Genomic DNA, 12,489 nt, shown 5'->3' with positions numbered 1-12,489 from the left:
TTCGCTGGCGCTGTCCGGTATCATAGGCCTTACCGATACCGATCAGGGAGTTGCGAATGCGCTGTAAATTTTTGCTGTCATTGCTGGTGCTGTCCTGTGCCGCCCATGCTGGCAGCTATACCGAACGTTCCGTTACACAGACCGTCCCGGGCGGAGCGTTGTACGGCACCGAGCTGGTACCGGAGGGCGGCGCCAAAGTGCCGGTGGTGCTGCTGCATTCGGGCTCCGGCCCGACGGACCGCGATGGCAACAGCGCGCCGGCTTCCTTGCTGAATAACTCCCTGCGCATGCTGGCCGAAGCGCTCGCGCAGCAGGGCATCGCGACGGTGCGCTACGACAAGCGCGGGGTCGCCTCCAGCGCCGGCGCGGCGAAGGAGGAATCCGATCTGCGCCTGGATACGTACATCGATGACGCCGTGGTCTGGATGCGCCAACTGCGCGCCGACCAGCGTTTCTCCCGTGTGGTGATGGCGGGGCACAGCGAGGGAGCGCTGATCGCCCTGGTGGCTTGCCAGCGCGCCAAGGCCGATGGCTGCGTGTCGATCTCCGGCGCCGGCCACCCGCTGGCCGACATCCTGCGCGACCAGCTAAAACCCAAGCTCCCGCCCGCGCTGGCCGGCGCGAACGAACGCATACTGGTCGCGCTGGAGCAGGGCAAGCAGGTCGAGGATGTGCCGCCGGAGCTGATGATGCTGTACCGGCCATCGGTCCAGCCGTATTTGATCTCGTCCTTCAAGACCGATCCGCGCAAGGCGATCGCCGCGCTGAAAATGCCGGTGCTGATCGTGCAGGGAACGACCGACATCCAGGTCTCGGTGAAAGAGGCACAGGCGCTATCGGCCGCCGCGCCGGCGGCCAAGCTGGTGACCATCGAGGGTATGAATCACGTGCTGAAAATGGTTCCCGCCGATCCTGCGCGGCAAATGGCATCGTACAGCGACGCCAGCCTGCCGCTGGCCCCGCAGTTAAGCGAGGCCGTCGCGGCCTTTGTCAAACAGCGCTGACGGGGCCTAGCCCCCGCGCCGTTCGACCTTGCCATCGGTGTGGCGGGCGAAGCGCGTGGGGTCGGCGCCGTGCACCGGGGCGCCATCCGGCCACGGCCAGCCACCGAAGCCGGTCTGCCGGTAGTCGGCGTGGGCCTGGCGGATCTCCTGCTCGCTGTTCATCACGAACGGGCCCGATTGCACCACCGGTTCGCCGATCGGCCGTCCTTGCAGGACCAGGAACTGCGCCTTGCCGGCGGCGCCATTCACCAGCGGCAGGGGCGTGTCGGTGCGCACGTCGTTGACGCTGCGCGACGCCAGCGGCTGGCCGCCAAGGCTGGCGCCTTCGCCATCGAAATAATACAGCGCCCGTTTGGTGCCGGCGCCGCGCGCCGGCGGCAGGATCCACTGCGCTCCGGGCTCCATCGTTATTACCCAGATCGCGACGTCGCTGTCCTCGGCGGCGGCCCAGGAATCCGGCGGCGGGGGCAGGGCGTCGACACCGCCCACGCGACCGGCAACGCAGACCACTTCCGTGCGTGCGCCGGTGGCGTCGGTGACGGTTTCGCGGGGAACGTCCTCGGACCACAGCATGGTGAAGTGCGGCTCGGCGAACTTGCTGCGGGCCGGCAGGTTGAGCCAGATCTGGAACAGTTCGAGCGGATTGCCGTCCTCCGTCTTCAGCAGCGGGAACATCTCCGAGTGGACGATGCCGCGTCCAGCCGTCAGCCACTGCACATCGCCGGCGCCGAAGCGCGCGGCCGCGCCCAGCGAATCGGCGTGATCGATCACACCATGGCGCACGATGGTCACCGTCTCGAAGCCTCGGTGCGGGTGGCCGGGAAAGCCCGGCACCTGTTCGCCGTGGTACATATTCCAGCCGTCGATATTCATGAAGTCCTGGCCGAGGCGGCGCCCCGCCAGGGACGTGGCCGGACCGAATTTGCCGTCGCCCTTGGGGTAGTTGTCCACGTGGTGGACGCAAAACAGGAACGGGTCCATGGTCGCCCACGGGAAGCCCAGCGGGCCGCTGCTTAAAATCGGATTCATCGTCGCTCTTTGTATTGGTCAGGCCGGGGTGGGCGGCGTGTCCGCGCCCGGGGCGCCGAACAGCTGCTGCTTGAGTCCATGCAGCTGGTCGCGCACCTGCGCGGCTTTTTCGAACTCCAGGTTCTTGGCGTGATCGAGCATGGCCTTCTCCAGGCGCTTGATCTCCTTGCTGATCTGCTTCTCGCTCATCGACTCGTACTTGGCCGCCTCCTGCGCCACCTGCAGGTTCTCGCGCGCGTCCTGCGGGCTGTAGACGCCGTCGATCATGTCCTTGATGATCTTGCTCACACCGCGCGGTATGATGCCGTTGGCGGCGTTGAAGGCGATCTGCTTGGCGCGCCGGCGCTCGGTCTCGCCGATGGCGCGCTCCATCGAATCGGTCATGCGGTCCGCGTACAGCAGCGCCACGCCGTTGAGGTTACGCGCGGCGCGGCCGATGGTCTGGATCAGCGAGCGTTCGGAGCGCAGGAAGCCTTCCTTGTCGGCGTCCAGGATCGCCACCAGCGAGACCTCCGGCAAGTCGAGGCCCTCACGCAGCAGGTTGATCCCGACCAGCACGTCGAAGGTACCGATGCGCAGGTCGCGCAGCAGTTCGACCCGTTCCACCGTTTCGATATCGCTGTGCAGGTAGCGCACCTTGATGCCATGGTCGCTCAGGTATTCGGTTAGCTGCTCGGACATGCGCTTGGTCAGCGTGGTCACCAGCACGCGCTCGTTCTTGGCGACGCGGTCGGTGATCTCGGACATCAGGTCCTCCACCTGCGAACGGGCGGGGCGCACGATGATCAGCGGATCGACCAGGCCGGTCGGCCGCACCACCTGCTCGACCACCTGGTCGGCGTGCGAGTTTTCGTAGTCGGCCGGCGTGGCGGAGACGAATATCGTCTGCCGCATCTTCTGCTCGAATTCCTCGAATTTCAACGGCCGGTTGTCCAGCGCCGACGGCAGCCGGAAACCGTAGTCCACCAAGTTGGTCTTGCGCGAGCGGTCGCCGTTGTACATGGCGCTCAGCTGCCCGATCAACACGTGCGACTCGTCGAGGAACATCAGCGCGTCCTTCGGCAGGTAGTCGACCAGGGTCGGCGGCGGTTCGCCCGGCATGGCGCCGCTCAGGTGGCGCGAGTAGTTCTCGATACCCTTGGTGAAGCCGATTTCGGCCATCATCTCCAGATCGAAGCGGGTGCGCTGCTCGAGGCGCTGTTCCTCAATGAGCTTGTTCTCCTTGCGGAAGAACTCCAGGCGGTCGCGCAGTTCGAGCTTGATCGTTTCGATCGCCCGCAGCACGGTCGATCGCGGCGTGACGTAGTGCGAGCCGGGATAGACGGTGAAGCGCGGGATCTTCTGCTTGACGCGGCCTGTCAGCGGGTCGAACAGCTGGATCGATTCCAGCTCGTCGCCGAACATGTCGAGGCGCACCGCCAGCTCCGCATTCTCGGCCGGGAAGATGTCGAGCGTGTCGCCGCGCACGCGGAACGTGCCGCGGCCGAAATCGACCTCGTTGCGCGTGTACTGCATCTGGATCAGGCGCGCGATGATGTCGCGCTGCGAGACGCGGTCCTTCTGGCGCAAGGTCAGGATCATCTGGTGGTATTCGTTGGGATTCCCGATACCGTAGATGGCCGACACGGTGGCGACGATGACGACGTCGCGCCGCTCCATCAGCGACTTGGTGCACGACAGGCGCATCTGCTCGATGTGCTCATTGATGGACGAATCCTTTTCGATGAACAGGTCGCGCTGCGGCACGTAGGCTTCCGGCTGATAGTAATCGTAGTACGAGACGAAGTACTCGACCGCGTTCTCGGGGAAGAACTCGCGGAACTCCGAGTACAGCTGCGCGGCCAGCGTTTTATTCGGCGCGAACACGATCGCCGGACGGCCCTTGCGGGCGATAACGTTGGCCATCGTGTACGTCTTGCCGGAGCCGGTCACGCCGAGCAGCGTCTGGAAGAACAGGCCGTCGTCGATGCCTTCGCACAGCTTGTCGATCGCCACCGGCTGGTCGCCGGCGGGCGGGAAGGGCTGGTGCAACTTGAACGGCGAATCCGGGAAGGTAACAACCGTTGCCTTGGGGGTATCTACTACTGGTAATTCAGCCATCGTGGTCCGACCTTTGTTAGAATAATGGCCTGCCAGCGGCCTGAAGTAGTTTTTTGAGGGGCGCTGTCTACGTTCATCCGCTGCGAAACGCTTCCAATCGAATCCAATCTTATCATGACGAATCCTAGCTTGTTCAGCGCCATCGACATGGCACCACGCGACCCGATCCTGGGTATCACCGAAGCCTTCAACGCCGACCAAAACCCAGCCAAAATCAATCTGGGCGTCGGCGTTTATTATGACGACAACGGCAAAGTGCCTCTGCTGTCTTGCGTACAGAAGGCGGAAGAAATCCTGATCGCGACGCCAGCGCCGCGCACCTACCTGCCGATCGAAGGCTTGGCTGCCTACGACAAGGCGGTGCAAGAGCTGGTATTTGGCGCCGACAGCGCGGTAATTCAAGAGAAACGTGCGGTCACCGTGCAAGCGATCGGCGGCACCGGCGCGCTGAAGATCGGCGCCGACTTCCTCAAGCGCTTCGCGCCCGATTCGCAAGTCTACATCAGCGATCCAAGCTGGGAGAACCACCGCGCGCTGTTCGAAAGCGCCGGCTTCACCGTCAATAACTACGCCTACTACGATCCTGCCACCCACGGCGTCGATTTCGCCGGCATGCTGGCCGCGTTGAAGGCCATGCCGCGTGGCTCCATCGTGCTGCTGCACGCGTGCTGCCACAACCCGACCGGCGCCGATCTGACCTCGGCCCAGTGGGATGAGGTCATCGCGGCCGTCACCGGCGGCGGCCTGGTGCCGTTCCTCGACATGGCGTACCAGGGCTTCGGCGCCGGTATCGCCGAAGACGGCGCCGTGGTGCGCCGCTTCGCCGACGCCGGCGGCCCGCTGCTGGTGTCGAACTCGTTCTCGAAATCGTTCTCGCTGTACGGCGAGCGCGTCGGCGCGCTGAGCGTGGTCGCCGCCAGCGGCGAGGAGGCGAGCCGTCTGATGTCGCAGTTGAAGCGCGTCGTGCGCACCAACTACTCCAACCCGCCTGTGCACGGCGGCAAGGTCGTCGCCACCGTGCTGACCACGCCGGAACTGCGTCAGATGTGGGAAGACGAGCTGGCCGGCATGCGCGTGCGCATCAAGGAAATGCGCGAAGCCTTCGTCGAGAAGCTGAAGGCCAAGGCGCCCGCCCACGATTTCGCCTTCGTGCGCGACCAGGTTGGCATGTTCTCGTACTCGGGCCTGACCAAGGCGCAGGTCGAGCAGCTGCGCGGGCAGTCGATCTACGCGGTCGACACCGGCCGCATTTGCGTGGCGGCGTTGAATTCGCGCAATATCGACATCGTTATTGACGCCATCGCCAAAGTGCTCTAAACTCTTGCTTCTTCGGGTTGAGCAGTTGCTTGATCCGGAAGGCAGCACGGTATGTTGTTGGAAGTTGCGCTGATGGAAATCTTTCTTGATGGCGCGAACGAAACAGTATAAAATGTTGCCTCTAATCCCTGATAGCTCAGTTGGTAGAGCGACGGACTGTTAATCCGCAGGTCCCTGGTTCGAGTCCAGGTCGGGGAGCCAGAATTTAAAAGCCTCATGTGTGCTTGCAACGCTTAAGATCGTTGCGATGCCACATGGGGCTTTTTTCATTCGCATGGCCGTTCATGTCGCATCCATTTTGTTTCTAAAATGTAATTCTTGATGTTTGCTTGTTATGGCGTATAGTTATCGAGTTGATACTAAGAAATTCTCGTTTAATCTAGATAACTATAACGGGGTGTGAAATGTCCAGAATAAAAGCCTTAGCCGCCATCGCAGCCTTCGCCGTTCTCAGCCCCGCAGCGCAGGCGTCGGTCGAGCTGATTCACAACGGCGGCTTCGAGTCCGCCGGCGGCTTCAGCGGCGGTTTCGAAACCATCGGCTCCGGCCTGGACGGCTGGACCATCGGCGGTACGGTCGACTTGATCAACACCTATTGGACGCCGGCGTCAGGCAGCTACAGCCTCGACTTGAATGGCGGCGGGGCGGGATCGATCTCGCAATCGTTCGCCACGGTCGTGGGGCAGACATACAACGTCAGCTTCAGCCTGGCCGGCAATCCCGTCGGCGGCGGCGACAAGTTCTTCTACGCTAGCGTGACCGCGCCGATTACCTACACTTTCGATATCGACGGCAAGACACTCAGCAATATGGGCTGGGTCAGGAAGAGCTTCAGCTTTGTCGCCGTATCGGACACGAGCACGTTGAGCTTTGTGGGTGATCCTTATCATAGTTACTATGGCGCCGCGTTGGATGATATCTCGGTGATGGCCGCAGTGCCGGAGCCCGCGACGTATGGCATGTTGCTGGTCGGATTGGCGATGGCGGGTGGCTTGGCGCGTCGGCGAAAATAGTTGTTTTTTGGACTGGGCAAATCAAAGATGCGCGGCTATAATTCTGGCCTCAATTCCCTGATAGCTCAGTCGGTAGAGCGACGGACTGTTAATCCGCAGGTCCCTGGTTCGAGTCCAGGTCGGGGAGCCACCGATTCGTAGTATCTCAAAAACCCAGCCCTAACCCGGTTGGGTTTTTGCGTTTAGGGCCAGTTTATTTGAGCGTAGTAGCCCCAGGTGAGGCTGTTAGGACGTGAGGATGAGCTACCCCTTAGTCCGGGCTCGCGCCGCACAGGCGGCCACTCTGCAGGCCGGTCGATGGTGGCTGGGACGCGAGCTCGGGGCGACGGAACTGATGCAGCGGGCCGGCAGGTCAACTCGGTAAGTTACTCTTTTAGGACTGCGTCCTCGAATTCCTGCGAGTCTACAAACGAGCCTAATTTCGCGCTGGAGAGTTCTAATGCCTTGCTGAAGCGGTCTCTATTGTGATTGCTGGATTAGTCATCTTGAGGTTTACGAGGTGGCACTTTCAGGAATACTACTCTAGTCCTCGACGACATCGAGAACTGGTCGGCGCGGGATAACTCTCGATGCAAATTGTTGTGCTGAATTGGCGATCTGCTGAGGCGGGGGGGGCGGGGGGGGGCGGGAATTTTGCGGCGTAACTCCAATGCCGCGTACATGAACCAAGTTTAAATGCATTCGATTGCGTTCGAACTGTCGAATATACAGAGCTCGGTATATCCCTCGTTTTTGAGTGTACAGAAGGAAATTTTTTAATTATCTCTGCGAATTTGCGATGCCGAGAATGATTTTTCGCTGCTGACACTGCCATTAATGATGTCTCGGACGACCAGCTGATCACTGGTAACTTGATATTCCAATTTGCTGTCCCTGGGATCGAAACCGTACCATCGGGCGCCAGCAATAGAATCGTCCAACGTAAGAATTAGGCCCAGATGGAGTTTGCAGCGGTAGCTCATGGCCTTGCCGTCGGTCTGGCGGGTGTATTTCACTTGCACTTGGCCGCCGTTCACTGTCGCGGACATGATGCCAGTATCCCTACCATAAACCAAGGATAGGCCTGCTTTACAAATCTGGCTGAGGCTGAATTGGCCAGTTTCAGGTGGTGCGAAATTGGATGGTGTTGGAGGGGATTTCGGCTGAGTGGCGACGCACATGGCTAGGGAATGTTTCTGACCAGCCGCTGAATCAATAAGCTGTGCCGATGCAATGGCAATCCCAGTTTCTCGTAGCCGTGCTTGGAGTGCATCGGTGCAATACATCCGCTGCCACTTTTCCGTGATCGCTAGGTTCTTTTCATAGGCATACTTGTCTCCATCGTTGCCGATGGACGTTAACATCGCGGGGGTGTTGGTGAAGAACTGTGTCACGTAGGACAGCGGAGTCTCCAGTGTTTGAATCGGCGCGGAATGGCCATGAATTTCGGGCTTGTGCTGTTTTACTAACTCGGTAGCGAAGCGATCAAGCACAGCCGAAGGTGTGATCTTCTTGGTCGGGGCGGCCTCTTTTCCGCATGCAGTCAGCGCGGCAACGAGGCAGAGACGCGTAATCGGATGGTGGTAATTTCTCATCGGTGCGTAGTCCTTAATTTGCAAACCCTTAGGAATAGTGGGAAAGGAGTTCTAGGGCCGCTGGTTTTCAGAAAGTGAATAAATCAGCATTTTCCTAGCGCGTATGGGAAATTCGAACAATATTAGGTACCAATTAATTTTCGGTGGGAATTTGTGAGATTTGGTCAAGTTCCGTTCGGCTATGATAATGCTATCTATCAACACTTAGTTGTAGGTTTTCCGCGAAGGACGCGCTTATGAAATTTCTTGCTCAGCTGGCGCTATTTGGCATAGGCGCGTATTTCCTCATTTCTGCCATAGGTTTCGGATGGCTGCTTTTTGGGTTGTTGATTCTTGTTCTTGTCGGTTTGGCGAAGTAACCATAATTTTGAGGAAAACAATATCCTGTGCGCGACGCGACGCGACGCGTCGCTTAGCGTAGTAGTCATGGTATGGCTAGTTATCTCCGCACTAGCCGATTGCCCGTCACGTCGCGATACTTGGTATAAAGAAGAAAATTACTTTAGTTCTCTGTGCTAAAACTACGATCTGCTCATTAAAATTGCGAGGGGAATCTTAAAAAAATCGGAAACAGCTTCGCTGAACGATTTAGACGGGAAATCGACAATTTCCTTCCCTCGTTTTTGTCGAATTTTGTTGGCTAATTCATGAATATCATTAACTTCTTTTCCATGCAGTAGCTTGCCATTCATTCCTCCCATCATTCCGGCAGAATCAATCGCGTCTAAGTCAACGAAGTAAGCCTTTTTTTGATCCAAATTCATATAAAGTATCTGTTTTTGTATTGAATCTTTCACAGTGTATTCATTTTCCGCATTCCAATCGAAGTCGATGAAAGCCATAAAAGAACAAAAAGCAAAATAAATAAAGAACGCAGTGAATATTTTTTTCATAATTTATTTTAAAATAATTTAGGTATCATCTGAAAATAAAGAATGGTTCGACACTTTATGATCAGATGCCCTCCCTTAGAGACATTTATCAACGATAGCAGATTTTTCCATAGGGAAAAATCACACATTGTCACATGGCATCTCATTGGCTAACCCACCGTCATCGGTAGGCACTCTGCGGGTGAGCTACCCCTTAGACTGGGCTCGGGTGGCACAGCGGGGCACTCTGCAGGCCGGTCGATGGTGGACTGGGACGCGAGGGCAGGGCTACCGAACTCGTGCAGCGGTTGGTTGGGGATAGGCTCGGCGGCGAGTGCGTTTATTTGCGCATAGCGGGCCATGGTGGAGCCGCCGGGGTGTGGGGTTAGCCCCTACGATTGGCCTTGCGTCGGGCTAGTTCGTGTAAAGGCACGGTTGTCTGGGTAGTGTGATGATGGCGAGTCAGTATGCTACCCAAAATATCTTCCGGTTTCAGAGCGGACATCGCGTAGTAGCACCAAGCTTTGCAGCCTTATTGATGCCGCAGTGCGTAAAACATCATAGAATTTCATCAGCTCCCCGGTCACTTTCTCATAACTAGAGTTGTGCGTTGCCGTGAAAGCGCATCCAGTAAAAAGCAGCCGGGGCCGAGCATGTCGCGGTGTGCTAGCTCGGAGTCGGCGTTTTGCCGCTAGGGGAGTTGCTGGCGGGCGTAGTGCAGGAAGATGCCCGGCTGCGAAATGATCACGCTTTGCAGGCCGATCTTGACGAAGGGCGGCGAGGTGCTCGCTGGTGCTGCTTCACGGCGGGGCTCGCAGAAATGGCAGCTGTCAACACAACGATGGGGAACCACATACGTGCTCCCGTCAGTCTGGCTTGTTTTTCAAATTATACCCAGAATGTCCCGGTGCTCCGTGGCGGATAAAACTTGCTGAAATTATCACTCTATGGCATGTTGATGTTTTAAAATCGTCAATAATCTAGCTAAGGCGGAGGGTCCGAATGAATCGCACCGTGTTCTCGATCATACTTGTGCTTTTATTGTCGACAGTTTCCTTTACTGCTGGATCATTCTTTTTGACCGCTGCGCTTAGAAACCCACCCGAGGTTCGGTCATGTACTGATCAGACAACTAGGCAGGCCTATTCGCGAGATGAAAGCAAAGAGTTCTGGGCGTGTCGTAAGGCACTGGCCGATACATTTCAAAAGTATGACTACGCCGAGTCAAAAGACCTCGCGAAGTCATTCTTGACAATTCTGGTTGCTGTCTTTGTCGCATCGATCACCTTTTCCGAAAAAATTGCTGGCATTGCTATTGCCGGAATCTGGACCAAGACCTTCATGATCACATGCTGGGTTGCGCTTCTCGTCGCTATCGTGTTCTGTGGCTGTGGGCTTGCGCTAATGAGCATTGCCGTTGGATGGGCGGCACATTCCCCACATACCAACTTTTTCCTGTTTGAATTTGATGCAGCAAGATTGTTCGTGATGAGTGGACTCTTTTTCGGCGGCGGCTTGGCCGCCATGCTCGCCACTGGAATTATTTCGTTTATACACCCGCCCTCACCACGACAGTGAAGGTAGCACCAGTGCCGATATAGTACGTAGGTTTGGGCCCATAAGTGTGCTGTCTGGGATAGCCACAGAGGTCTATCGCTGTGTTCCTAAGCAGGACGTCAAGTAGTCAGTTAGTGCAATAGGCGTACGCCTTAGTTTCAAGTTGGCCTTCTCACCATTTGGTGGGCGGGCCATTTTTTTGTCCCATGAAAGGAGTGTTATGAGCATACCCACCACCAAGCATGTCAACTTCACGATCATCGTAAACTGGAACCGCGCCAGTTGCAGTATGTACAGGCCTTGGCACAGCCGAATCCCCGCTCCTTACCTCATCAGTTTACCTCGGGTTGCCTGACCGGTAGTTTTGAAAATCCTGATAATTTTTGGTGGTGCTTAAAAATGACCGCTGAAAATGAACTGCGCGCTTACACTTGGCGAGTGTGGAAGAGGTAGCCTGATTGCCTGCTAAGCAAGTAGCCTTCAGAACTTTTAATCCGCAGGTCCCTGATTCGAGTCCATGCGGGGGGAGTCGGAATTGAGGAAAGCCCAGTCTTCGGATTGGACTCTTTGCGGTTCTAGGGTTAGTTATCTTGCATAAAGATATAGTTATTTTTTGCAATATTTAGTGTATAATTGGATTGTTAATAATCTAGCAAATTGAAAATTTATGAATGATCTTCTGCATCTACAAAGCCATCCGAATGGTCATTCGCTGGTGATCCCAGTCGATCCCGAGTCTTTAGGGAGTTTTATTAGTGGACTTTTGGGACGCCCTCAGACAATAGAAAAGAGGATATTTGGCGAATTTGATTTAAACAAGGCACATCTCATCGATCTTTTTTGCTTGGTTGATCAGCGGATTAGCCAGCAAAATAAAGGGCAGCTCATTCAATTTAGCCTGAATATTATTTATTCTGATGATTCATCAGTTCTCCTTAACGGCCTTTCTGATTTCGAGTCGTACCGAGATGTTAATGATAAAATTTCGGTGGCTGCCGAGCTTGCATGGACCTATCTTATAAAATTCGAAGATAAGCAGACCGCTGAAAAACAGTCAATCGAACTTTCTATAAATACAGCTCGAAAAGAATCGATGTTTTCTGATGCCTCAATAAACCTTCTCTTTCCATCCATCCGCTACCTTCGCAATTCATTCCACCTGCGTATCCAACACACTGCGAGGACGTGGGGCACGGACATCGAGCATTTGATAACAGGAAAGCTTAATACGTTCGTAAAAAAGGAACATTGGCTCCCAAGAATAATTCATACATACAACGGTCTTGTTGGTCTTGCATTGGCCCTGATTTTTCTTGGCCTTGCTATTTACGGTATTTATGCGGTTTCTGCGCCATTCTCACTGACTCATTCCGAGGCGGCAAAATATGCCCAAGCGCTTACAATGGATCAGAAACTAAATTATTTAATAGACGAAATTTCCTCTCCAAGTTGGAAACGCATAGAAAGCTTGCGACTAACATTTGGTTTTGTGGCGTTTTTACTGTCCGTGGTAGTCGGCATAGTCGCGGCTGCGCTTGCAAACAATCCACCCAAAAGCTATCTTGCTTTATCGAGTGCAGCCGAAGCTGAACGAGAGGAATTCATCAAAGCTCGGAAACTTGACTGGATGTATTTTATCGTCTCAGCTGTTGTATCCACATCTGCAGGCGTAGCTTCCCGCTATATATATAGGGTCTTTTTTGAAAGCTAATGAAGCGGTTGCCCCTGTTTCATACTCCGAGAGTATAATTTGGGAAAGCCCAAACCTTCGAACGGATTGGCCTGGCAAAAAAAATAAGTTGTTTCTTCCCTGCGGTAAGGGTTGTGCTTACATCCGGATTTACTACCCTCAAAGTGGCAAGCAAACCGACATCGTCGTATAGTTTTGTTGCGAAGCCATACAGCATTGAGTCAGTAATCCACCTTGTCCTCGGGGTGCACAGGCGGCCACTCTGCGGGACGTCGACGGTGGGTTGGAACGCGAGTGCAGAGCGACCGACTCATGCTGCGGCCGGGTGGGGGG

At 56.0% G+C, this 12,489-nt stretch carries 11 protein-coding genes and 2 tRNA genes; 8 read left to right on the top strand and 5 right to left on the bottom strand.

Annotated features, from left to right (window positions below):
• Positions 1–56: 56 nt before the first annotated feature.
• A complete protein-coding gene (locus MRBLMU1_RS19785) occupies positions 57–1,004 on the top strand; it encodes an alpha/beta hydrolase (RefSeq protein ID WP_363504550.1) in 948 nt (315 codons plus the stop codon).
• A 6-nt stretch (positions 1,005–1,010) separates the two neighbouring features.
• Here MRBLMU1_RS19785 and MRBLMU1_RS19780 read toward each other — a convergent pair whose 3' ends face one another.
• Positions 1,011–2,033 (bottom strand): pirin family protein, encoded by a 1,023-nt coding sequence (locus MRBLMU1_RS19780; RefSeq protein WP_363504547.1) that lies wholly within the window; start codon positions 2,031–2,033, stop codon positions 1,011–1,013.
• A gap of 18 nt (positions 2,034–2,051) precedes the next feature.
• Positions 2,052–4,133 carry an excinuclease ABC subunit UvrB gene (uvrB, locus tag MRBLMU1_RS19775; RefSeq protein ID WP_363504544.1) on the bottom strand — a complete coding sequence of 694 codons (2,082 nt, stop codon included), beginning with the start codon at positions 4,131–4,133 and terminating at the stop codon, positions 2,052–2,054.
• A 114-nt stretch (positions 4,134–4,247) separates the two neighbouring features.
• Between uvrB and MRBLMU1_RS19770 the strand changes: the two genes are divergently transcribed.
• From MRBLMU1_RS19770 to MRBLMU1_RS19755, 4 genes are all read left to right on the top strand, one after another.
• Positions 4,248–5,450, top strand: a complete 1,203-nt coding sequence (locus tag MRBLMU1_RS19770) for an amino acid aminotransferase (RefSeq protein ID WP_315222147.1) — start codon at positions 4,248–4,250, stop codon at positions 5,448–5,450.
• A 125-nt stretch (positions 5,451–5,575) separates the two neighbouring features.
• Positions 5,576–5,651, top strand: a tRNA-Asn gene (locus MRBLMU1_RS19765).
• A gap of 203 nt (positions 5,652–5,854) precedes the next feature.
• On the top strand, positions 5,855–6,463 hold the full coding sequence (locus MRBLMU1_RS19760; protein ID WP_363504541.1) for a choice-of-anchor C family PEP-CTERM protein: 609 nt from the start codon (positions 5,855–5,857) through the stop codon (positions 6,461–6,463).
• A 54-nt stretch (positions 6,464–6,517) separates the two neighbouring features.
• Positions 6,518–6,593: transfer RNA gene (locus tag MRBLMU1_RS19755), tRNA-Asn, on the top strand.
• A 625-nt stretch (positions 6,594–7,218) separates the two neighbouring features.
• Here MRBLMU1_RS19755 and MRBLMU1_RS19750 read toward each other — a convergent pair.
• On the bottom strand, positions 7,219–8,037 hold the full coding sequence (locus MRBLMU1_RS19750; protein WP_363504538.1) for a hypothetical protein: 819 nt from the start codon (positions 8,035–8,037) through the stop codon (positions 7,219–7,221).
• A 236-nt stretch (positions 8,038–8,273) separates the two neighbouring features.
• Between MRBLMU1_RS19750 and MRBLMU1_RS19745 the strand changes: the two genes are divergently transcribed.
• Positions 8,274–8,396, top strand: a complete 123-nt coding sequence (locus MRBLMU1_RS19745) for a hypothetical protein (RefSeq protein WP_363504536.1) — start codon at positions 8,274–8,276, stop codon at positions 8,394–8,396.
• Positions 8,397–8,558: 162 nt separating this feature from the next.
• Here the strand turns inward: MRBLMU1_RS19745 and MRBLMU1_RS19740 are convergent, their stop codons facing one another.
• Together MRBLMU1_RS19740 and MRBLMU1_RS19735 are read right to left on the bottom strand one after the other, a co-directional pair.
• On the bottom strand, positions 8,559–8,930 hold the full coding sequence (locus MRBLMU1_RS19740; protein ID WP_363504533.1) for a hypothetical protein: 372 nt from the start codon (positions 8,928–8,930) through the stop codon (positions 8,559–8,561).
• Between the two features lie 670 nt (positions 8,931–9,600).
• On the bottom strand, positions 9,601–9,762 hold the full coding sequence (locus tag MRBLMU1_RS19735; RefSeq protein WP_363504530.1) for a hypothetical protein: 162 nt from the start codon (positions 9,760–9,762) through the stop codon (positions 9,601–9,603).
• Between the two features lie 149 nt (positions 9,763–9,911).
• Here MRBLMU1_RS19735 and MRBLMU1_RS19730 point away from each other — a divergent pair, with 149 nt between their 5' ends.
• Positions 9,912–10,487 carry a hypothetical protein gene (locus tag MRBLMU1_RS19730; protein WP_363504527.1) on the top strand — a complete coding sequence of 192 codons (576 nt, stop codon included), beginning with the start codon at positions 9,912–9,914 and terminating at the stop codon, positions 10,485–10,487.
• 646 nt (positions 10,488–11,133) lie between these two features.
• A complete protein-coding gene (locus MRBLMU1_RS19725; RefSeq protein WP_363504524.1) occupies positions 11,134–12,177 on the top strand; it encodes a hypothetical protein in 1,044 nt (347 codons plus the stop codon).
• Positions 12,178–12,489 lie beyond the last annotated feature (312 nt).

This window comes from Burkholderia sp. LMU1-1-1.1 (genome assembly GCF_040675865.1).
Taxonomy (GTDB): domain Bacteria; phylum Pseudomonadota; class Gammaproteobacteria; order Burkholderiales; family Burkholderiaceae_D; genus Rugamonas.
Note: the sequence above shows the minus strand (reverse complement) of the source record. Positions and strands in the feature narration are given on the sequence as shown.

Bases quoted from the DNA above. Each gene is read 5' to 3' on its own strand.
- MRBLMU1_RS19745 (WP_363504536.1), top strand. From the start codon at position 8,274: ATGAAATTTCTTGCTCAGCTGGCGCTATTTGGCATAGGCGCGTATTTC.
- MRBLMU1_RS19750 (WP_363504538.1), bottom strand. From the start codon at position 8,037: ATGAGAAATTACCACCATCCGATTACGCGTCTCTGCCTCGTTGCCGCG.
- MRBLMU1_RS19780 (WP_363504547.1), bottom strand. From the start codon at position 2,033: ATGAATCCGATTTTAAGCAGCGGCCCGCTGGGCTTCCCGTGGGCGACC.
- MRBLMU1_RS19740 (WP_363504533.1), bottom strand. From the start codon at position 8,930: ATGAAAAAAATATTCACTGCGTTCTTTATTTATTTTGCTTTTTGTTCT.
- MRBLMU1_RS19730 (WP_363504527.1), top strand. From the start codon at position 9,912: ATGAATCGCACCGTGTTCTCGATCATACTTGTGCTTTTATTGTCGACA.
- MRBLMU1_RS19785 (WP_363504550.1), top strand. From the start codon at position 57: ATGCGCTGTAAATTTTTGCTGTCATTGCTGGTGCTGTCCTGTGCCGCC.
- MRBLMU1_RS19770 (WP_315222147.1), top strand. From the start codon at position 4,248: ATGACGAATCCTAGCTTGTTCAGCGCCATCGACATGGCACCACGCGAC.
- MRBLMU1_RS19725 (WP_363504524.1), top strand. From the start codon at position 11,134: ATGAATGATCTTCTGCATCTACAAAGCCATCCGAATGGTCATTCGCTG.
- uvrB (WP_363504544.1), bottom strand. From the start codon at position 4,133: ATGGCTGAATTACCAGTAGTAGATACCCCCAAGGCAACGGTTGTTACC.
- MRBLMU1_RS19760 (WP_363504541.1), top strand. From the start codon at position 5,855: ATGTCCAGAATAAAAGCCTTAGCCGCCATCGCAGCCTTCGCCGTTCTC.